The following is an 18,905-nucleotide window of genomic DNA, read 5'->3' on the forward strand; positions in this document are numbered from 1 at the left end:
GTTGTGCGATAGGGATCGCACCCCGACGAGCTCAGTGGCCGAATCCGAAGCCGGGCAGGCTCAGCGACCGACCCCGAGCGCGTCGCTCAGCAGGCCGATCAGCGCGTCGAGCTGCACCGAATCCGCCGAGCCGGGCTCGACATCCGAGCCGTCAAGCGCACGGGCGGCGAGCCCCTGCTTGGAGTCGATGAGCTCGGCGATCTTGGCGTCGATGGTCTGGGCGGCGATGATGCGCCAGGCGGTCACCGGCTCCTCCTGGCCGATGCGGTGCACGCGGTCGATGGCCTGCGTCTGCTCGGCGGCCGTCCACGACAGCTCGGCGAGCACCACGTTGGAGGCGGCCTGCAGGTTGAGGCCGACGCCAGCGGCGGTCAACGAGCACACTGCCACAGCGACATCCGGATCGTTGTTGAACGCGTCGATCTCCTTCTGCCGGGCAATCGCGGTCTGGTCGCCACGAATGGAGATCGTGCGCAGATCGCGGGCGGCGAAGGCCTCTTCCGCGGCATCCATCACGTCGATGTGCTTGGCGAAGAACACGACCTTGCCCACCGAGCGCGCCAACTGCGCCGCGTAGTCCGAGGCGAGGTGCGCCTTGGCCTGGCCGATCTTGCGCACCATGGTGAAGACGTTCTCGCCGGTCTTCGCCGACTTCGACTCCTCGAGCTCGGCGTGCGCCACCATGCGAATGAGCTGCTCTCGACGGGCGTCGCTGTCGCCGTCGAACGATTCGTGCACTCCGGATGCCGCGGCTCGCTTGTAACGCGCCACCAGCCTCTCGGCGAGCTTGTGTTCGGAGTCGCGAATGGAACGCCCGAGCTCGTCGTCGAGTTCGACCGGCAGGTCGACGACGCGACGGCTCGGCAGGTCGGCAGCAACGTCGAGCTTTCTGCGCCGCACGATGCCCATGTCGATGACCGCGGAGCGGGCGGCGGAGTAGAACCCGAGATCGGCGGGCGTCAGCTCGGTCTCCTCGAGCTTCTCCATGAGCGCACGAGTCGGCTTTGTGCCGTCGATCCAGCCGAGCAGCTGCCAGATGGCCCTGAAGTCGTCGATGTCGTTGATCAGCGGCGTTCCGGTGAGCGCCATCAGCAGCGGGTTGCCCGCCGGCGCCGACGCCCTGATCGCCTCGGCCAGGCCGAGCACGTACTTGGAGCGCTGCGAGTGCAGGTTCTTGATGAAGTGCGCCTCGTCGACGACCATGCCCTTGAAACCGAGTTTGCTCAGCCAGGCCAGGTGCCGGTCGAGCACCTCGTAGTTGACGATCACGATGTCGGCGAAGGCATCGAGCCCCTCACCGTCGCCGTGAATCACGGTGGCCCGGCGATGCGGGGTCCAGCGCTCCACCTCGCGCGCCCAGTTCATCTTGACGACGTTCGGTACCACGGCGAGCAGCGGGTACGCACCGGCGACCGATGCGGCGAGCACAGACTGCGCCGTCTTTCCGAGACCGGGCTCGTCCGCGAGCAGAAAGCTGCGGTGCCCGAGGCGTACGCTCTCGACGAGCTGCGCCTGGTGCTTCATCAGTTCCATGCCGTGCGGGGAATATCTATCTATCGCGGGTGCGGGCGGCAGCTCCATGCTGGCGGCCTGGCCGCCCGAGCCGTATTCGAACGACTTGAACAGGGGGCCGAGCAGTTCCCAGGAGTCGAGCCTGCGCCGAGGTGCGGGCGTGCTCGAGGCCGCACGTGAGAAGTCCGGCGCGAGAAACGGATTGGAGAGCTGCCTGGCCTTCACCGATTGCGGAATGACCTGCTTCTCGGCGAGTTCGGGAGGAACAACCGATTCCTGCTTGGGCTGCGGCCGCTCGGAGGTGATGATGAGGTCGTCGGGGCTGAGTTCGGTACCGGATTCGAGCAGCCAGTCGCGGCGCAGCTTCTGCGCCGTCTCACTGGGCGCCGATCCGCTCTCCAGCAGGGCGATGAGCGAGGTGTCGCGTGCCGCGGTCTTGGCGAGGATGGTCGCGATGCCGTCGAGCCGCTTGAGCTGCTCGGCACGACCGGCATCCGTCAGCGTGGGGTCGGTCTTGGCCCTGGCCCGTTCCTCGCGCATGAGGAAGGCGATCACCTGGTACTTGGTGCGGTTCGTGGGGCCGAGCTTCTTGCCATCGCCCACCTTCGCCTCGACCTCGCGCACCTTGCGCGCGAGCACCGGGATGAGACCGTCGTTATTGGCGTGACGGGTGCGCGACGATGAGCGGCGCTGGGCCGTCTGCGTGGCCTGCGTGGTGCGGTGACCGGAACGCGGCATGATCCTCCGTAAGCGGGCGGGCGAGGCGCGAATGACGCTCGCACTGCGCGGGGCCCTGATGAGAGCAACGTCACACGAAGCGCCCGAGATGGGCCTGGCGCTTGCGAACAAGCCGACGTGACGTGTCGAATCGGTGAACGGGTGAACCCGCGCGTGAGATAAGTTTACGCGAATCTCGGCGTTCAATGCACCGTTTATGACTCGGTGAGATACTCACGCAGCACCACGGCCTGGTTGTGCGCCGCGTCGTGTGCCGAGTAGAGCAGGGTGACGGTGTCGTGCTGCGTGCCGAGAGTGCGCAGCGCCGTCACCGCGTCGTTCGCGTCGAGCTCCACCCGGTAGCGCTCACGAAACTCCTCGTAACGTTCGTCGACGTGCCCGAACCACTTACGCAATTCGTTACTCGGCGCAACATCCCTGGCCCATTCGTCGAGAGCGACCTTCTGTTTCGAGAGCCCCCGCGGCCAGATGCGGTCGACAAGCACCCGAAAGCCGTCGGATGCGTCGGCTGCGTCGTAGACGCGCTTGAGAACAAAGGCCATGCCTTCACTCTGTCACTGCCGCGCAGAAACGGCGAGGGGCTACTTCCTGGCAGCGAGTGGCACCTTGATGGTGAGGCCGGCGGCCACGAAAACCACGGTGCCCACGATGTGCAGAATGCGCAGCAGCAGATCATCGATGGTCAGGGGCCACACGGGATTCCAGATGACCGCGATGGGGATGAGCCCCACGTACCACCACCAAGCCTTCGCCTGCCCGGCGAAGACACACAGGATCAGCGCGAAGATGCTCGCGGCATACTCCACGAAGGTGAACCAGTCGCTGCCGATCAGGGCCAGACCGGCGAGCAGAACGATGCCGCCGAGAAGTCCGGGCGCAAGTGCGGCGCGGCTGAAATCGGATTGCCCATAGCGGTTGTTGTTGCTCATCAGGGGCCGAGTCTACCGGTCAGCCGCGTCGAGACCTGCCGAGCGACCCGACCAGTGCATCGATCTCGGCGCGTACCGGAATGGACGCCGCGGCTCCCGGCCGCTGCACCGAAAGTGCACCGGCAGCGGATGCGAATTGAGCCGCGTCGACGAGGTCCTCGCCGCGCGCCAGGGCTGCCACAAGCGCACCACAGAAGGTATCGCCCGCGCCCGTCGTGTCGACCGGTGTCGCGCGAAACGCGGGAACGTGAGCAGCCGGACCGTCTCCCATGTCACGGTTCAGCACAATGGAGCCGTTGGCCCCGAGGGTGATGATCACAGCGGGCACGGCCTCGCGCAGCGTGATCGCGATATCGTGGGCCGCGTCGACGCTGAGGGTTTCGCCCGGCATCCGGTGGCCCGAGAGATCGCGCGCCAGGGCGATCGCCTCATGCTCGTTGACGATGAGCACATCGACTATCGCGAGCAGGCGTTCTGGCAGCGAACAAATCGGTGCGGCGTTGAGCACGACGACGGTCTCAGCCGCCCGCGCCACCGTCGCGGCCTCGACTACCGTCTCCAGCGGAGTCTCCAGCTGTACAAGCAGAAAATCGGATGCAGCGATGATGTCGCGCTCGACCGCCGTCACCTCGACAAGGTGGGCGTTGGCACCGGAGTTCACGACAATCGCGTTCTCCCCGGACTGCGCCACCGTGACGAACGCCGTGCCGGTCGGTGCGTCGACGCGCCTCGCGTGAAGCAGCACGCCGGCCTGGCTGAGCTCGTGCGCCAGCACGTCACCGTCGGCATCAGAACCGAGCGCGGTGATGAATTCAACGGATGCTCCGGCGCGTGCCGCGGCGATGGCCTGGTTGGCACCTTTGCCTCCGGCGTGTGGCGCGGCATCCGTTGCAAGAACGGTCTCCCCCGGCGAAGGGATGCGCGGTACACGGTAGACGAAATCACGATTGGCGCTACCGACGACGACGACTGACACGCTGCACCTCTTTCGCGTCACAGCCTAGCCCGGCAGAAGGCGCCCGGTACAGCGAGCCGGCGCGGCAAGCCGGCACAGCGAAGAGGCCGTCTTTCACTCCGCTGATGCGGGATGAAAGACGGCCTCTCGTGGATCTTTGAGCGCGGTTAGCAGGCTCCCTTGCGCAGAACGAACGCGCACGGAGGCGCATCCGATCCCACACGAACGGTAGCCACCGAGTGCCGGGCAAGCGCGACGAAGGGTTCCTTCCCGAGTTGCGTCATGCTCACACGACGCAACTCGGCGTCTGACGCAATGCCGTTGACCGCAAAAGCGACGTCGGGCAGATCGTCAAACACGCCGGTGCAGTCAAAGAATGCAATCGGCGAAGGGTCCATCTCGTCCAGTGGCATGACGCTGAGGATCGCATCGGCCGCGGCCTCTGTCGACACCTCACCAAGATCGATGACGGGTGAAACAATTTCTTCTTCTGGATAGCCACTGCCGACCAGGGTAAGCAGGTCGCCTTCTTTCATGGAATCCAGCACGCTTAAAAGCGCACCAGAAAGCAGCGGGCTAAGGTTCTTCAGCAAAGTCGGGCCTTTCCTGTAAAACGAATAATACTCAACCCCTGCGTCAAGCATAGACCCGTCTGTTCAGAAGAACCGACCCCCCTAACGGGGGTGATTATGGAAACGCGCCGCAGGATGTGTTGTGCTGGCCCGCCAAATTCTGCTAAAAGCACACAGCTTCCTCACAGGCCGGTCTCACCCCTGCTTATCCCCCCTCCCGGTATCGCCGATCCGGCTATGCTGATGGCGTGATCCCGGACATTAAAAAAAGGGCGCTGCATCGTGCGCGCATCCTTGAAGGGCAGCTGCGCGGCCTGGAGAAGATGATCGATAACGAGGAATACTGCGTTGACATCATCACGCAGTCGCTGGCCATCCAGAAGTCGCTCGGCTCGCTCAACAAGCTCCTGGTCGAGAACCACCTCAAGACGCATGTCACGGAGATGTTCGACGCCGGCGCCCCCGAACGCGAGAAGGCTATCGCCGAACTGCTCACCGTGTTCGAACTCTCCAACAACCGCAGTTGAGTCGTCGTGACCACCCTCGAATTCATTCGCGGTGATATCACGCACGAGGCCGTCGACGCCATTGTCAACGCGGCGAACTCCAGCCTGCTGGGCGGCGGCGGGGTCGACGGCGCCATCCATCGCGCTGGCGGACCCGCCATTCTCGACGCCTGCCGCGCGCTGAGGCAGACAACGCTCCCACAGGGGCTCCCCACGGGACAGTCCGTCGCCACCACTGCCGGCCAGCTTGCCGCCCGCTGGGTGATCCACACGGTCGGCCCAGTGTGGCACGCCCGGCAAGACCGCTCCGCGCTCCTGGCCGACGCCTATCGCAACAGCCTTCGCCTCGCTGGCACGCTCGGAGCGACACGCATCGCGTTTCCCGCGATCTCGGCAGGGGTGTACGGCTGGCCCATGCACGACGCCGCACGCATCGCGGTCGAGACGGTGCGCGACGAGACTGCGCGCACGCATGCGGAGGGTCTTGCACCCACGCTCGTTCGCTTCGTGCTGTTCTCGGATGCCGCCCTTGCCGCCTTCGAATCGGCTGCGGGCGGCGCGACACGGGTCTAACGTCGCGGCTGCCACTTTTTAGGTGGGACCGGCAAGGCCCTTCGGCAGGTAGATCGCACGGCTGCTCGGCGGCAGTCCGCGCAATGCCTCGAGAGCCGGACGCAACTCGGAGAGCCAGGCCTCGTATCCGGTGTCGTTGAGGTGCAGGCGGTCCTGGCTGTACTCGGGGTTGAGTTCGCCGTCGGGCAAAGCCAGCAACGGCCACAGATCGAGATACTGGGCGCGAACGGATGGGGCGAACTGCCACAGATGCCGGTTGATCTCGCGTACGATCTCGGCGGACTCACGGTCACGCGGCATGACGGACTGCACGAGAATCTGCGAGTCAGGCAGATCCCGCCGCAGCGTCACCAGAATCGTCTCGATGTTGCGCACCACGTGCTCTGCCGAGCGTCGCCAGGCCAGATCGTTGGTGCCGATGAGCAGCACGACGGTTCCGGGGCGCGCCTCGATCACCTGGGACAGCCGCGAGATCACGTCATCGGTGGTGTCCCCGCCGACGCCGTAGTTCGCGACCTCCTCGTCGGAGAACCACTCCTGCCAGCGCCCGGCCTCGGTGAGGCTGTCGCCGATGAAGGCCGTCACGCTACTGCCTGGCACCTGTGGCTCCCGTCGCATTCCCCTTTGCATCCATCATCACTCGGATGCGAGGCAGACGCCACCCCACCATCGGCAACGATCTCGATTACGCAGGTGAGCCGTCACGAATCGACCCTCGTTCACGATCGGAAGGTCGAAATGCGTCGGCTCGGTACGCCACGCCAGCGCGTCAGGCTGGTGCGTCGGCGCTAAATGAGCGCCTTCGTATGCCAGACGGTCTTGGTCTCGGTGAAGGCGAGAATGCGGTCGAGGGCCGGCGAGGCGGCATCCGGCCCGTTCTCGGGCTGCAGCACACGCTTGAGCGTGTCGGCCGCAGCGATCTGCAGATCAACCCAGTCGAGCGCGCCGGCGCCGACCAGGTCGAGCGCGTTCACATCGGCGTGCGAGGCCAGCCAGGGCGTGATCTCTGCGGGCGAACCGGTGAGGATGTTGACCACGCCAGCCGGAACGTCGCTCGTCGCGAGCACCTCGGCGAGGCTGATGGCAGACAACGGCAGCGCCTCGCTCGCTATGACGACCACGGTGTTGCCCGCGACGAGCGCGGGCGCGACCGCGCTCACAAGGCCGAGTAGCGAGGAGTCCTGTGGCGCCACGATGGCGACGACGCCCGTGTGCTCGGGCACCGAGAGGTTGAAGTACGGGCCGGCTACCGGGTTGGCGTTGCCACTGACCTGCGCGTATTTGTCGGTCCAACCGGCGTACCAGACCCAGCGGTCGATGGCCTCGTCGACCTGGGCCGATGCGGCGGCGGATGTGACGCCCTCCGTCTCGATGATCTCCGCGATGAACTGCGCGCGGCGCCCATCGAGCAGCTCAGCGATGCGATAGAGCACCTGGCCGCGGTTGTACGCGGTGGCACCCGACCAACCGGTGACGGCAGAGCGCGCCGCTACCACGGCGTCCCGAGCATCCTTGCGCGAGGCCCTGGCCGCGTTGGCGAGAAAGGCGCCCTTCGACGAGAGAATCTCGTACGTACGGCCTGACTCACTGCGCGGGAATTTTCCGCCGATGAACAGCTTGTACGTCTTGGGAATGGCGAGGCGGCTCATTTGGTGGTTCCCTTCTTCGCGCGACCCGCTGATCGAGTAGCGCGCTCAGCGCGCGTCTCGAGATCCCCTGCGGCAGGCCCGACCTCGATACGCGGGCTACGCGCCCCTACTCGAGACGCGGTTGTCGCCGGCTTCAAGTACGCGGCGAGACCGTGCCGCCCACCCTCGCGACCGTAGCCCGACTCCTTGTACCCGCCGAATGGGCTGGCCGGGTCGAAGCGGTTGAAGGTGTTGGCCCAGATCACGCCGGCGCGCAGCTGGTCTGCGACGGCGAGAATGCGGCTGCCCTTGTCGCTCCAGATGCCCGCAGAGAGCCCGTACGGCGTGTTGTTCGCCTTGGCGATAGCCTCGGCCGGCGTGCGGAAGGTCAGCACCGAAAGCACCGGCCCGAAGATCTCCTCCCGGGCGATGCGGCTCGACGTCGACACATTCGTGAAAATCGTCGGGGCGAACCAGAAGCCGTTCTCGGGAATCGCGCAGTCGGCGCTCCAGCGCTCGGCTCCCTCGGCCTCGCCGATGTCGGAGAGCTCGCGAATGCGCTGCAGCTGCTCGGCCGAGTTGATGGCGCCGATGTCGGTGTTCTTGTCGAGCGGGTCACCGAGGCGCAGCGTCGACAGCCGCTGCTTGAGCCGCTCCACGACGTCATCGTGGATCGATTCCTGGACGAGCAGGCGGCTGCCCGCGCAGCACACGTGGCCCTGGTTGAAGAAGATGCCGTTGACGATGCCCTCGACCGCCTGGTCGATGGGCGCGTCGTCGAAGACGATGTTCGCAGCCTTGCCGCCGAGTTCGAGTGTGAGCTTCTTGTCTGTGCCGGCGACCGAGCGGGCGATCTCGCGGCCGACCGCCGTGGAGCCGGTGAAGGCGACCTTGTTGACATCCGGGTGGTTGACGAGAAGTCGACCGGTCTCCCCCGCACCCGTGACGATGTTGACGACGCCGGCCGGCAGCTCTGCCTGCTGCAGAATCTCGGCGAAAAGCAGCGCGGTCAACGAGGTGGTCTCGGCGGGCTTGAGCACGACGGTGTTGCCCGCGGCGAGCGCGGGAGCGATCTTCCACGCGAGCATCATCAGCGGAAAGTTCCACGGGATGACCTGCGCGGCGACACCCAGCGCGCGCGGCGCAGGGCCCACGCCGGCGTGATCGAGCTTGTCGGCCCAGCCCGCGTAGTAGAAGAACCAGGCTGCGACGAGCGGAACGTCGACGTCGCGACTCTCCTTGATGGGCTTGCCGTTGTCGAGGCTCTCCGCCACGGCCAGTTCGCGGGCGCGCTCCTGCACGAGCCGGGCGATGCGGAAAAGGTACTTGCCGCGGTCGGAGCCGCGCATGCGCGACCAGGTCTTCTCGTAGGCGCGACGGGCGGCGGCGACGGCGGCATCGACATCCGCTTCGCTTGCCGTGGAGATCGTGGCGATTCTCTTCTCGGTCGCGGGCGAGATGGTGGCGAACGGCGTGCCGCTGCCGTCAACGAACTCGCCGTCGATGAAGAGGCCGTACTCGCTCTTCAGGTTCAGGATCGCCTGCGACTCGGGGGCCGGGGCGTACTCGAGAAAGCTCATGGATCAATCCACCGTTACGTAGTCGGGGCCGGAGTAGTGGCCGGTTGTGATCTTCTGGCGCTGCAGCAGCACGTCGTTCAAGAGGCTCGACGCTCCGAAGCGGAACAGCTCGGGGCGCAGCCATTCCTCTCCGACGGTCTCGGCAACGGTCACGAGGTAGCGAATCGCGTCTTTCGAACTGCGGATGCCACCTGCCGGCTTCACGCCGATCTTCTCGCCGGTCATGCGATGCCAGTCCCGCACGACCTCGAGCATCGAGAGCGTGACCGGCAGGGTGGCTGCCGGCGACACCTTGCCCGTGGAGGTCTTGATGAAGTCGCCGCCGGCGAGGATCGCCAGCCAGGAGGCGCGCCGCACGTTGTCGTAGGTGTTGAGCTCGCCCGTCTCCAGGATCACCTTGAGGTGGGCGTATGTGCCGTCGCTGCGGCGGCATGCCTCTTTGACCGCGACGATCTCGTCGAAGACGAGCCCGTAGCGGCCCGAGAGGAACGCCCCCCGGTCGATGACCATGTCGATCTCATCCGCACCGGCGGCCACAGCATCCGCCGTATCGGCGAGCTTGACCGCGAGCGAGGCCCGACCGCTCGGGAACGCCGTGGCGACGGCCGCGACGTTGATGCCTCCGCCCAATCCGTGCGCCGAGGCGTGTGCATCGCCCAGGGCGCGCACCGCATACGGCACCATGTCGCCGTACACGCACACCGCGGCGACCCGCGGAACCGAGGCGTCGGACGGGTCGGGGTTCACCGCCTTGGCCACGAGCGAGCGCACCTTGCCGGGCGTGTCTGCGCCTTCGAGGGTCGTGAGGTCGATGAGCGAAATGATGGTGTCGAGCGCCCGCGCCTTCGAGGTGGTCTTGATGGAGCGCGTGGCCAGGCCGGCAGCACGCTGCTCGAGACCGACGGCGTCAACTCCGGGAATGCCGTGCAGGTACCGACGCAGACCGGCTTCGGTGAGGTCTCCGCCCAGCACATCGACGGCTCGCGCGGCGGGAGACAGGTTCCTCGCCGTGGGGGTTTCGAGAGTCACTTCGCTCCTTCTGCTTCGATGGGTTCGGTTTCGACGGGTTCTGTTGCGGCTGGCGCTGTTGCGACGGGTTCCAGCAGCGCGTGCGCACTCGCCTCGTCTGTGATGAGAATCGTGCACAGCCCGCTCACGGCGACGGCGCGGCACACGGCGTGCTTGGACTCCCCGGCTATCACCGCGATGCTCGTGCGCGCGCCGCGCAGTTCGTCCAGGGTGATGCCGAGGGTTCGGCCGTTGAGTTCATCGTCGGCCACGCTGCCGTCTGCCGTGATGAAGCGACCGACGACGTCACCGACCGCGCCTCGGGCGGCCAGTTCGGCAACCTCGTCGGCGCTGAGGTAGCCGCTGCCCACGTGCACCGAACTGGTGTCGGCAACGCCGGCACTGAAGAGATAGGCGGATGCGTTGCGAGCCAGTTCAAGCACGCTCTGCACCGATCGATCGGCCTCGATGGCGCGTCGCGTCGCGGCTTGTTCGAAGATGGCGGGGCTGGGCAGCAGCGTCGCCGTGCCCTGCGCCTTACGGGCGATGATGACGGCCGTGTCGGCCGCTGCGGTAGCCTGCCGAGTGCTGGAGACGCTGCCATTGATCTGCACGGGGTTGACGCCGACCGCCCAGCCGGGTCGCAGCCGCGCGGCTACAGCCTGCAGCGTACGGCCCCAGCTCACGCCGAGCGTGCGCGGCACGGGGCGCAGCGTGGTGAGGTAGTCGGCGGCGGCCTGAGCGACGCGCGCCTGCACATCGGAGTCGAGCACGGGAACGACGACGGCGTCGACGAGGCCGTACGCTGCGCACAGCTCGCGCTCGAGCGAGAACCGGCGAGCGCTGGGGTGCACGATCTCGATGCGCACGAACCCCTGTTCGCGCGCCTGCACGAGCAGCCGCCCGACCTTCCAGCGACTCACGCTGAGGGCCACGCCGATCTCGTCCTGCGTCTTGCCGGCCTCGTAGTAGAGCTCGGCGGCCTTGACGGCGAGTATCTCGTCTGTGTCGCTCATCGACATCGCCACACCTCCCGCTGGAATCTTCACCATCTTCAGCTTAGAAACAGCGAGCCCATATTGCTACGGTTGCGCATCCGTTGCTCAAATGCGCACAGTTCGCTGACCACCTCCACTGTGTGCCAGCGTTGCGCCAGTTCGTCACGGTTGCGCCAGCAGGGGTGGCGCATCTGACGCGAAAGGGCGCAACGGCCAACTCGAGTGTCTACTGTTGGGAAGAGAACGGTTATCGCACGAATTCCGCCTGCAGCCGTCCGCCGTATGGTTCGAGAAGTTCGGATGTCTTGGCAAGCAGCAGAGCGGAATCGTCGCTGAGAAGCGCGTCCGTCAGCTCGTGTGCGATCCGTCCGTCCCACTGGCGGAGGCGCCGCGCGAGCCACTTTCCGCTGCCGAGCCATTGATTGTTCGCGAGAAGCAGGAAGCTTGCGAGTTCGTCGAACAGTGCCGCCTTCACGACGGCGACCTCCAGAGCATCAGTTAAGGAGATGAGGTCGTCAGCAAGGTCGGTGAGGCGGTATCGACGAAGATCGAGTTCGTGATCCGATATGCGGGGTCCGGCGCTGATCCGTTCCTGATAGGAACCGCGAAGATCGGTGAGTTCGGAACCGTGCTTGATGGCAATTCCATCAAGCAGCATGTGCACGATAGTCGGACGGCTTTCGTCGATACCTTTGCTCGCCCACGAATCAAACGCTTCGGCGGTGTAGGCGAACACCTCAAAGATCTCGCCACCGTATTGAGTGGTCTGCGCAAGGCTCGTGGCCGCTCCGTCAAACATGGAAGGCGGTCCGATAACCAGGAGATCGATGTCGCTGGACGGCGTGCGCTGGCCAGTGCTGGTGCTTCCAGCCACGATCACATGATGAGCGTCAGGAAAGCGATCAGATGAGAAGTCCGTCGCCAGCGAGAACAGGCGGTTTTCCATACGCTCATTATGGCTTTCGGGCGACCAAAGAGAATTCGAGCGGCAACGCGTTCGGATCGCCTGGGTGAACGTATCCTTCCGACGACTCGACGAAGCTCGGAAGTGCCCGCCAGGGAATTGTCTTGCTCTCATGGAATGCCTCGAGGCGAAGGCCCGCAGTCAAAAGAGACTGAATGATCTCCGAAAGGGAATGCGACCATTCGAACGTCGTTGAATTCGCCAAGCGCACCTCGTCGTCCGCATAGGTCGTTCCGTGGTCGTACCGGGTCGGTTCATCGCTCTCGAAATAGGGCTGTTTGAGCACCAGCAGCCCATCGGTGCGGTCGTAGTCGATTGCGTTCAATACGGGGTGTGCGTCGCGCACGTAGAACGTACCTCCCGGTTTCAGAAGGCTGTGGATGGCATGGGCCCAGGTATCGAGACGAGGCAGCCACATGAGCACTCCGACGCTGGTGTAAACGACGTCGAACTGTTCCTTGACGACGCCCGGAGCCTCATCCACGGTGCATGTCTCAAACCGGGCGTCAACTCCGGCGCGCTCGGCGAGTTCGCGCGCGACTCGAATCGACTCGGGAGAGAAATCAATTCCGGTGGCCTGAGCCCCCAGACGCGCCCAGCTCAGGGTGTCCGTGCCGATGTGGCATTGAAGATGCGCCAGCGTCAGGCCACGGACAGATGAGGCAGGAAGAAGAGGGCGGAGTACGTCATAGTCGGCCTGCACGATACCCGATACAACATCCGGATCGTCAGCGAAGGCTGTCGCGCCGTATGCCTCTACGTGGGCGGGTACGCGTTCATCCCAATTCGCACGGTTCGTTTCGACGAAATCGTTCACTCGCTGGCCTCGACGGAGTTCAAGAGGAGCGGCGCGGGCGGTGTCGCTTCGATTGCGGCGAGAAGCCGCGCTGCGGTTGTGGCGAATACCTCTCGCTGGTCTGCGGAGAGACTGTGGGCGGTACGTTCTTCGAGTTCCGCCCAGGCTGCTCGAACCGGTTGCTCGAGAGCTCGACCCTTGTGCGTGAGATGAACGAGGGTCACGCGCCCGTCCTCCGAAGATCGCGACCGGGTGACGAGCCCCGCCCGCTCCAGGCGCTGCACGGATTTGGCGACGGTCGAGTGATCCAGTTTTTGGAGGTCCCCCAGTTCCTTCTGTGACCGACCGTCGCAGTCCCAGAGCTGGAAGAGCATGAGCTCCTGGCCCGGAAACAGGCCGAGTGGTGCGAGGAGGGATGCGGCCAGCGCGCGATGGGAGCGCGCCAGGGTAAAGACGGCCCAGCTCAACGGGTTGTCCTGCGCTGCGGAGAGCGGGGGCGTCGCGGGCTGGGCCGTCATGGGTTCCTCGTCAGTTCGTCGCGGTTTCGATGGCGGGATAGTCCGTATAGCCCGCCGCTCCCCCACCATAGAACGTTGCGGGATCAGCCTCGGTGAGGGGCGCACCGGTTCTGAGCCGCTCCACAACATCCGGATTGGCAAGGGCCCATCGCCCGATCGGCACGATATCCGCCAGGCCGGATTCGACGTCCTGGCCGACGGCATCGGGCGTACGTCCGGCGCGGAGCACCAACAACGCTCCCGGCCAGGCCGAGCGGATGTCACGGAGAAGCTCATCGTCACCAGCGTGGAAGACGTGCAGGTATGCCAGGCCCAGCGGCGCGAGCTCGCTCACGAGATGCCGGTATTGCTCGCCGGCGGTGTCACCCTCATCGATGCCGCCGATCGGCAGGCCGGGCGAGAGGCGGATGCCGACGCGGTCGGCCCCGATCTCCTCAGCGACGGCAGTCACGACCTCGACGACGAAGCGCGACCGCGCCTCGACCGAGCCTCCGTATTCGTCCGCGCGATGGTTCGCATTGGGCGAGAGGAACTGGTGCAACAGGTATCCATTCGCTCCGTGGATTTCGACACCGTCGGCACCGGCCTCGACCGCCGATGCCGCAGCATGGCGGAAGTCCGCGATGGTCTGGGCGATGTCCTTGGCGGTCATCTCGCGCGGCTCGGCGGTGGGCTGCCTTCCCGACAGGGTGAACATGTCAACGCCTGCGGCGATCGCCGATGGTGCCAGAGGCGCCCGATGGTGCGGCGTGTTGTCAGGGTGAGACATGCGCCCGACATGCATCAACTGGAGGAAGATGCTCGCTCCGGCCGCGTGAACGGCATCCGTCACCTCGCGCCATCCGGCGACGTGTTCGGGGCGGTAGATGCCCGGCGTGAAGATGTACCCCTGGCCGTCGTCGGAGGGTTGCACACCCTCGGTGATCAGGAGCCCAAGAGACGCACGCTGCGCGTAATACTCCGCGGTCAGCGACCCGGGGGTGCCATCTGCCTGCGCGCGACTGCGGGTCATCGGTGCCATCGCCAGACGGTGCTGCAAGTGCGTGCGACCGAGGGTGAAGGGATCCCAGACGATGCTCATGCCCCGACCTCCCCACGGAACTCGTTGATGACGTGTGCTTTCATGATTGCCTTCCTTTTCGCCTTGTCTATTTATGTTGCCGACCACATGAATCTACCTCGCGAAAGGTGGTCGGCAACGAATGTTCGATGTAGGCGAACAAAGCAGCATTCCCGGGCGAGGGCTTCCGCCACCGCTCAAGCCCCTAAAGTTAAGCCGTGACTACATCCGTTGCCCTCGCCCTTGATTTCGGCGGCACCAAGGTGGAGGCCGCGCTCGTCACCTCCGATGGCGTGCTCGTCGACGGCACCCGTTTTCGCCAGCCCACCGGGCGCAATGCGGCCAGCGTCGACATCGAGAACTCGGTGCGATCGGTCGTCATGAACTCACTCGAAACGCTGCCGACGGATGCGACGCTCGTGGGCGTCGGCATCGGGTGCGCCGGTCCCATCGAGCGTTCCGTGGGGCACGTCTCCCCCCTCAACGTGCCGGCCTGGCGCGGGTACCCCTTGCGCGACTTCGTGACCTCGATAGTGCATCCGATCGCCGGCGAGGTGCCCGTGCACCTGGAGATGGACGGCGTCGCCATCACGCTCGCCGAGCACTGGGTGGGCGCCGCCCAGGGCGTCGACAACGTGATGGGCATGGTCATCTCCACGGGCATCGGGGGCGGCCTCATCTCCGGCGGTCGAGTGCTGACAGGCTCCGGCGGCAACGCGGGACACATCGGCCACATCGAGGTCGCCGGAATCGTCGGGGAGAACACCTTCGGCAGCACCTCGCTGCTGGAGGCGATGGCATCCGGCCCGCACACCGTCGCCTGGGCGCGCACGCAGGGCTTCACGGGCACAACCGGCGAGGAACTTGCCGCGGCATACGCGGCAGGCGATCCCGTCGCCCACGACGCGATAGTGCGCACGGGCACGGCCGTCGGTCAGGCCATCGCGAGCGCGACGGCGCTGCTCGACCTGGACATCGTCGCCATCGGCGGCGGCTTCGCGCAATCCACTCCCGACCTCTTCGACGTGATCAAGCAGACCGTCGGTCGCCACCATTTCGCCTTCGTACGCAAGGTGCGGGTGGTGCCGTCCGGTCTCTCCGGCGCGGGCCCGCTCATCGGTGCGGCGGCGCTCATCCACCGCAGCGAACTGGTGCCCTGAGCAGGCACGTACCCAGATCAGGCACGGCGCACACGGCGCCGCCTCGACCGCGGCTCAGCGCCCGAAACTGTCCTCGAGCAGGCGTGGACGAGCGACCACGAACCCGGCGAGCGCTGCAACGAGCGCGGTTCCGAGCAGCACCCAGAGCGGAAGAATCCAGCCGCCAGAGACCTGATGCAGCACTCCGACCGCAAGAGGTCCCAGTGCGCCCAGCGTGTACCCGATGCCCTGCGCAAAACCGCTCAGCGCAACCGCGCCTGCGTGAGTTCGCGTGCGCAGATTGATCAGAACGAGGCAGAGCGGAAACAGCAGTGGGCCGAGACCCGCAGAAGCGACCCACACCCACGTTGCCGTGCCCGGCAGGAAGATCAGCCCCAGATCGCCGATAAGGAAGGCGACGACGCCGACATAGACGAGCACACCGACGTTTTTCATGCGGGAGGCGAGAACCGGTATCAGCAGCCCAGACGGGATCCCCATACCGGCGAAGAGCGAGAGCAGCACGCCTGCCTGGCTCGCATCCGTGCCCGCCGTGTCGTGCAGGATCTCGGGGAGCCAGGCGAACATCGCGTAGGCGTTCACCGAGGAGATGCCGAAGACCACACCCAGCGACCAGCCCAGGGCGGTGTGCCAGACGCGCCCGAGGACACGTGGCTCCGCCTCCTCGATGAGTTCGCCCGCCGAGGCGGCATGGGGACTGCGCTTCAGGAGAATCGCCATCCACGGCAGCACGGCGATAACGGCAAGCGCAGCCCACATGCCCACCGAAAGGCGCCAGCCCGCCCCGTCGGCAACAGGAACGGCGACGAGCGGTGGCAGCAGCGTACTCAGAGACAGAACCGTCGCATATAGCGAGGTCATCAAGCCGATGCGGTCGGGAAAATACCGTTTGACCAGCGGCGGAAGCAGCACGTTGCCGACAGCCATGCCCGCGAACGCAATGACCGAGCCTGCCGTGAGAATCGCGAACGAACCGGATACCGCACGCAGCAGGTGACCGACGATGATCGCAAGCAGCGACAGCACCACCACGAGTTCGAGACTCGCCCTCCGCGTGAACAACGGCGTGAGAATTCCGAAGAGCGCGAAGCAGACCGGAGGCAGCATGCCCAGCACGCCGACGGCGAGGCTGTCGAGCGGGATATCCGCCCGCACCTGGGAGAAGATTGGAGAGAGCGCCGCGACCGCCGTGCGCAGGTTGAATGCAACGAGCAGGATGCCGAGCAGCGCGAGCGTTCGACCGTGCCACAGGGGAAGGCTGCGAGGCTGTGGCACCACCTCAGCCTACCGGCGCGACGGGCGGCCTCCTTGCACCGCACGTAGACTCGTGCGCATGGCCGAGTTTGCGAAATACCTGCCGCTGAGCCAGCGTCCGAGGGTCGATGAGACAGGCGTGAGTTCTCACTGGGACGCCGCCATCGGGGGCATTCTTGTGCGCCTGGCCGGCATGCTCGAGGGGCTCACCCCCGAGCAATGGGAGTCACCCAGCCTGTGTGAAGGCTGGCGTGTGCGCGATGTCGCCGGGCACCTGGTGTGGCGGGTCGGCAGCAGCACGGGCCAGATGCTCAAGACCGGCCTGCGCGAATATGTCGGCACGCACGTGAACCCGATGAGGGCGATGGATGTCTTGAGCCTGCGCGCGGCGGAGGCGAGCTATGCGACGCTCGTCGCACAACTGCGGCACATCGCCGCACTCAAGCTCGCGGGTACCGGTCGTCTGGGCCTGGGCGAGCTGACCGAGGTCGTTGTGCACGGATTCGACATGGCGCAGCCCCTGGGCATCGATCTGGCGATCGATGGCACCGTGACGGGTGCTGTCGCTCTCGGGCGCACCATGATCCTGCCGCTGGAGAAGAAGGAAGTGCTGCGCCGGCGCACTCTGGTGGCCACCGATGCCGACTGGAAGCTCGGCCGGGGCCCTGAAATCCACGGCAGCGCCGAGGCCATAGTGCTCTTCCTGTTCGGCCGGGGGCCGCTGCCTGCTGCTTCGGTGGTTGAGTAACGAATCGTCAGGCGAGGATGCGGCGGGCCCGGTCCACGTCGTCGGCGATCTGGGCGATGAGCGGGTCAATGCCGGAGAACGCCACCATTCCGCGGATGCGTTCGACGAATGAGATAGACACCCGGTGTCCATAGAGGTCGAGGTCGCGATCGAGAACGTACGCCTCGACCTGTCGCTGCGGCACCCCTTCGAACGTCGGATTGTTGCCGACCGAGATGGCTGCGGGATATCTCTCTCCGGCGTCGGTGAGCCATCCGGCGTAGACCCCGTCGGCGGGAATCAGCCCCTCGGACTCGGGCGAGAGGTTGGCCGTGGGAAAACCCAGCTCCCGGCCGCGTTTGGCGCCGTGAACCACAACGCCGTGCACGGCCGGAATGTGGCCGAGCAGCCGCGCGGCGTGTGCGACGTCGCCCTCGGCGAGCAGCTGGCGAATCCAGGTGGATGACACGCGCCGCCCGTCTTCGGGGCGCACATCGTCGATGAGCTGTACGCGGAAACCGAGCTCAGCGCCGAGCGCGGTGAGCGTGTCGATGTTGCCCGCACCGCGCGAGCCGAAGCGGAAGTCGCTGCCGATGAGCACAACCTTCGCGTGCAGGGCATCGACCAGGATGCGCCGCACGAACTGCTCGGGCGTCTGCGAGGAGAACGCGCGGTCGAAAGCCAGCACCAGGCTGGCCTGCACGCCCGTACCCGCCAGCAGCTCGAGCTTCTGCTCGAGGCCGACCAGATCGGAAGGGCACTTGTCGGGAGCCAGCAGCCGCAGCGGATTGCGGTCGAAGGTGACGACCGCGGACTGCAGGCCCTCGGCATCCGCGACGCTCGTGAGCATGCCTATCACGGCGCGATGGCCCGTGTGTACCCCGTCGAACTTGCCAATGGTGACGGCGCTCGGCCCGAAATTCTCCGGAACGGCTGCAAGGCCGCGAAAGACCTTCACGCTGTCTCCGCCGGACGGTGGCGGGCAAGCCAGAGCATGCCGAGAATCGGAAGAACGAGCGGAATGAACAGGTAGCCCATGCCGTAAACCGACCACACGGTGGACTGGCGCCCGAACGGGTCGATGCTGCTCAAGCCCAGCGCCGCCGGCAGGAACAGGCTCAGCGAACCGACGATGAGAACGCCGCACAGTTCGAAGCTGATGGTCGACCATGCCACGCGATACCAGCGAGCGCCCGGGGCGATGAGGGCGATGGTGGCCACGATGTACACGACCGCGGCGAGCGCCGAGAGAGTGAACGCCACCGGCGCTTCACCGAAGCGGTCGATGATCTGGAAGACGCTGCGCCCGGTGGCCGCCAAGGCAAGAATGCCGTAGACGACGATGAGCAGGCGGCCGACGCCGGAAACGCGGCGGCCGGCAGTCGGATGCGGTACGGAACTCGCCACGGGTTTCTCAGTCATATCGT

Annotated in this window: 21 protein-coding genes; 4 read left to right on the forward strand and 17 right to left on the reverse strand. The window is 65.9% G+C overall.

All coding sequences use genetic code 11. From position 1 onward, the window contains the following. Positions 1–60: 60 nt before the first annotated feature. The 5 genes from ASC63_RS15410 to ASC63_RS15430 form a co-directional block, all read right to left on the reverse strand. Positions 61–2,250: a DEAD/DEAH box helicase gene (locus tag ASC63_RS15410; RefSeq protein WP_055816382.1), complete on the reverse strand. Its 2,190-nt coding sequence runs from the start codon at positions 2,248–2,250 to the stop codon at positions 61–63. Between the two features lie 194 nt (positions 2,251–2,444). After that, positions 2,445–2,792, reverse strand: coding sequence for a DUF488 domain-containing protein (locus ASC63_RS15415; RefSeq protein WP_055816385.1), 348 nt, complete (start codon positions 2,790–2,792; stop codon positions 2,445–2,447). Positions 2,793–2,831: 39 nt separating this feature from the next. Then, the gene (locus ASC63_RS15420; protein WP_055816388.1) at positions 2,832–3,179 is read right to left on the reverse strand and encodes a DUF6804 family protein; all 348 of its coding nucleotides are present in this window, start codon (positions 3,177–3,179) and stop codon (positions 2,832–2,834) included. Between the two features lie 19 nt (positions 3,180–3,198). Next, positions 3,199–4,155, reverse strand: a complete 957-nt coding sequence (locus ASC63_RS15425) for a ribokinase (RefSeq protein ID WP_055816390.1) — start codon at positions 4,153–4,155, stop codon at positions 3,199–3,201. A 146-nt stretch (positions 4,156–4,301) separates the two neighbouring features. Continuing rightward, on the reverse strand, positions 4,302–4,778 hold the full coding sequence (locus tag ASC63_RS15430) for an RbsD/FucU domain-containing protein (RefSeq protein WP_235492360.1): 477 nt from the start codon (positions 4,776–4,778) through the stop codon (positions 4,302–4,304). 176 nt (positions 4,779–4,954) lie between these two features. Here ASC63_RS15430 and ASC63_RS15435 point away from each other — a divergent pair, with 176 nt between their 5' ends. Together ASC63_RS15435 and ASC63_RS15440 are read left to right on the forward strand one after the other, a co-directional pair. Beyond that, positions 4,955–5,233, forward strand: a complete 279-nt coding sequence (locus tag ASC63_RS15435; protein ID WP_055816396.1) for a metal-sensitive transcriptional regulator — start codon at positions 4,955–4,957, stop codon at positions 5,231–5,233. Positions 5,234–5,239: 6 nt separating this feature from the next. Beyond that, the gene (locus tag ASC63_RS15440) at positions 5,240–5,785 is read left to right on the forward strand and encodes an O-acetyl-ADP-ribose deacetylase (protein ID WP_055816400.1); all 546 of its coding nucleotides are present in this window, start codon (positions 5,240–5,242) and stop codon (positions 5,783–5,785) included. Between the two features lie 18 nt (positions 5,786–5,803). Here the strand turns inward: ASC63_RS15440 and ASC63_RS15445 are convergent, their stop codons facing one another. The 9 genes from ASC63_RS15445 to ASC63_RS15485 all read right to left on the reverse strand — a co-directional run bounded on the left by ASC63_RS15445 (position 5,804) and on the right by ASC63_RS15485 (position 14,358). Next, the gene (locus ASC63_RS15445; protein WP_235492361.1) at positions 5,804–6,385 is read right to left on the reverse strand and encodes a GDSL-type esterase/lipase family protein; all 582 of its coding nucleotides are present in this window, start codon (positions 6,383–6,385) and stop codon (positions 5,804–5,806) included. Positions 6,386–6,573: 188 nt separating this feature from the next. Further along, entirely contained in the window at positions 6,574–7,434 is an 861-nt protein-coding gene (locus ASC63_RS15450; RefSeq protein WP_055816406.1) for an aldehyde dehydrogenase family protein, read from the reverse strand. After that, a complete protein-coding gene (locus tag ASC63_RS15455; protein ID WP_235492362.1) occupies positions 7,431–8,993 on the reverse strand; it encodes an aldehyde dehydrogenase family protein in 1,563 nt (520 codons plus the stop codon). The genes ASC63_RS15450 and ASC63_RS15455 overlap by 4 nt, the downstream gene beginning before the upstream one ends. A 3-nt stretch (positions 8,994–8,996) precedes the next feature. Continuing rightward, positions 8,997–10,022 carry a deoxyribose-phosphate aldolase gene (deoC, locus tag ASC63_RS15460; RefSeq protein ID WP_055816408.1) on the reverse strand — a complete coding sequence of 342 codons (1,026 nt, stop codon included), beginning with the start codon at positions 10,020–10,022 and terminating at the stop codon, positions 8,997–8,999. Beyond that, positions 10,019–11,017: a sugar-binding transcriptional regulator gene (locus tag ASC63_RS15465; RefSeq protein WP_235492363.1), complete on the reverse strand. Its 999-nt coding sequence runs from the start codon at positions 11,015–11,017 to the stop codon at positions 10,019–10,021. Before ASC63_RS15465 ends, deoC begins: the two co-directional genes overlap by 4 nt. 229 nt (positions 11,018–11,246) lie before the next feature. Then, a complete protein-coding gene (locus ASC63_RS15470; RefSeq protein ID WP_055816409.1) occupies positions 11,247–11,945 on the reverse strand; it encodes a nucleotidyltransferase domain-containing protein in 699 nt (232 codons plus the stop codon). Positions 11,946–11,952: 7 nt separating this feature from the next. Continuing rightward, entirely contained in the window at positions 11,953–12,780 is an 828-nt protein-coding gene (locus ASC63_RS15475; protein ID WP_055816411.1) for a class I SAM-dependent methyltransferase, read from the reverse strand. Further along, positions 12,777–13,277, reverse strand: a complete 501-nt coding sequence (locus ASC63_RS15480; RefSeq protein WP_055816413.1) for a MarR family winged helix-turn-helix transcriptional regulator — start codon at positions 13,275–13,277, stop codon at positions 12,777–12,779. Before ASC63_RS15480 ends, ASC63_RS15475 begins: the two co-directional genes overlap by 4 nt. A gap of 10 nt (positions 13,278–13,287) precedes the next feature. Further along, positions 13,288–14,358: an alkene reductase gene (locus ASC63_RS15485; RefSeq protein ID WP_055816415.1), complete on the reverse strand. Its 1,071-nt coding sequence runs from the start codon at positions 14,356–14,358 to the stop codon at positions 13,288–13,290. Between the two features lie 197 nt (positions 14,359–14,555). Between ASC63_RS15485 and ASC63_RS15490 the strand changes: the two genes are divergently transcribed. Continuing rightward, entirely contained in the window at positions 14,556–15,497 is a 942-nt protein-coding gene (locus tag ASC63_RS15490; RefSeq protein ID WP_055816417.1) for an ROK family protein, read from the forward strand. A 54-nt stretch (positions 15,498–15,551) separates the two neighbouring features. On the opposite strand, the gene ASC63_RS15495 is transcribed toward ASC63_RS15490, so the two are convergent. After that, complete coding sequence (locus ASC63_RS15495) at positions 15,552–16,772, reverse strand: MFS transporter (RefSeq protein WP_055816652.1); 1,221 nt, start codon at positions 16,770–16,772, stop codon at positions 15,552–15,554. Between the two features lie 58 nt (positions 16,773–16,830). Here ASC63_RS15495 and ASC63_RS15500 point away from each other — a divergent pair, with 58 nt between their 5' ends. Continuing rightward, complete coding sequence (locus ASC63_RS15500) at positions 16,831–17,499, forward strand: maleylpyruvate isomerase family mycothiol-dependent enzyme (protein ID WP_055816419.1); 669 nt, start codon at positions 16,831–16,833, stop codon at positions 17,497–17,499. A gap of 7 nt (positions 17,500–17,506) precedes the next feature. Here the strand turns inward: ASC63_RS15500 and ASC63_RS15505 are convergent, their stop codons facing one another. Both ASC63_RS15505 and ASC63_RS15510 read right to left on the reverse strand, forming a co-directional pair. Then, positions 17,507–18,436, reverse strand: a complete 930-nt coding sequence (locus ASC63_RS15505; protein ID WP_055816422.1) for a bifunctional riboflavin kinase/FAD synthetase — start codon at positions 18,434–18,436, stop codon at positions 17,507–17,509. Next, positions 18,433–18,900: a hypothetical protein gene (locus ASC63_RS15510; RefSeq protein ID WP_055816424.1), complete on the reverse strand. Its 468-nt coding sequence runs from the start codon at positions 18,898–18,900 to the stop codon at positions 18,433–18,435. The genes ASC63_RS15505 and ASC63_RS15510 overlap by 4 nt, the downstream gene beginning before the upstream one ends. Positions 18,901–18,905 lie beyond the last annotated feature (5 nt).

The organism is Leifsonia sp. Root112D2 (assembly GCF_001424905.1).
GTDB lineage: Bacteria > Actinomycetota > Actinomycetes > Actinomycetales > Microbacteriaceae > Root112D2.

Coding starts and splice junctions, on each gene's coding strand:
- ASC63_RS15410 (WP_055816382.1), bottom strand. CDS start 2,250: ATGCCGCGTTCCGGTCACCGCACCACGCAGGCCACGCAGACGGCCCAG.
- ASC63_RS15415 (WP_055816385.1), bottom strand. CDS start 2,792: ATGGCCTTTGTTCTCAAGCGCGTCTACGACGCAGCCGACGCATCCGAC.
- ASC63_RS15420 (WP_055816388.1), bottom strand. CDS start 3,179: ATGAGCAACAACAACCGCTATGGGCAATCCGATTTCAGCCGCGCCGCA.
- ASC63_RS15430 (WP_235492360.1), bottom strand. CDS start 4,778: ATGCTTGACGCAGGGGTTGAGTATTATTCGTTTTACAGGAAAGGCCCG.
- ASC63_RS15450 (WP_055816406.1), bottom strand. CDS start 7,434: ATGAGCCGCCTCGCCATTCCCAAGACGTACAAGCTGTTCATCGGCGGA.
- ASC63_RS15455 (WP_235492362.1), bottom strand. CDS start 8,993: ATGAGCTTTCTCGAGTACGCCCCGGCCCCCGAGTCGCAGGCGATCCTG.
- ASC63_RS15465 (WP_235492363.1), bottom strand. CDS start 11,017: ATGAGCGACACAGACGAGATACTCGCCGTCAAGGCCGCCGAGCTCTAC.
- ASC63_RS15470 (WP_055816409.1), bottom strand. CDS start 11,945: ATGGAAAACCGCCTGTTCTCGCTGGCGACGGACTTCTCATCTGATCGC.
- ASC63_RS15480 (WP_055816413.1), bottom strand. CDS start 13,277: ATGACGGCCCAGCCCGCGACGCCCCCGCTCTCCGCAGCGCAGGACAAC.
- ASC63_RS15485 (WP_055816415.1), bottom strand. CDS start 14,358: ATGAGCATCGTCTGGGATCCCTTCACCCTCGGTCGCACGCACTTGCAG.
- ASC63_RS15500 (WP_055816419.1), top strand. CDS start 16,831: ATGGCCGAGTTTGCGAAATACCTGCCGCTGAGCCAGCGTCCGAGGGTC.
- ASC63_RS15510 (WP_055816424.1), bottom strand. CDS start 18,900: ATGACTGAGAAACCCGTGGCGAGTTCCGTACCGCATCCGACTGCCGGC.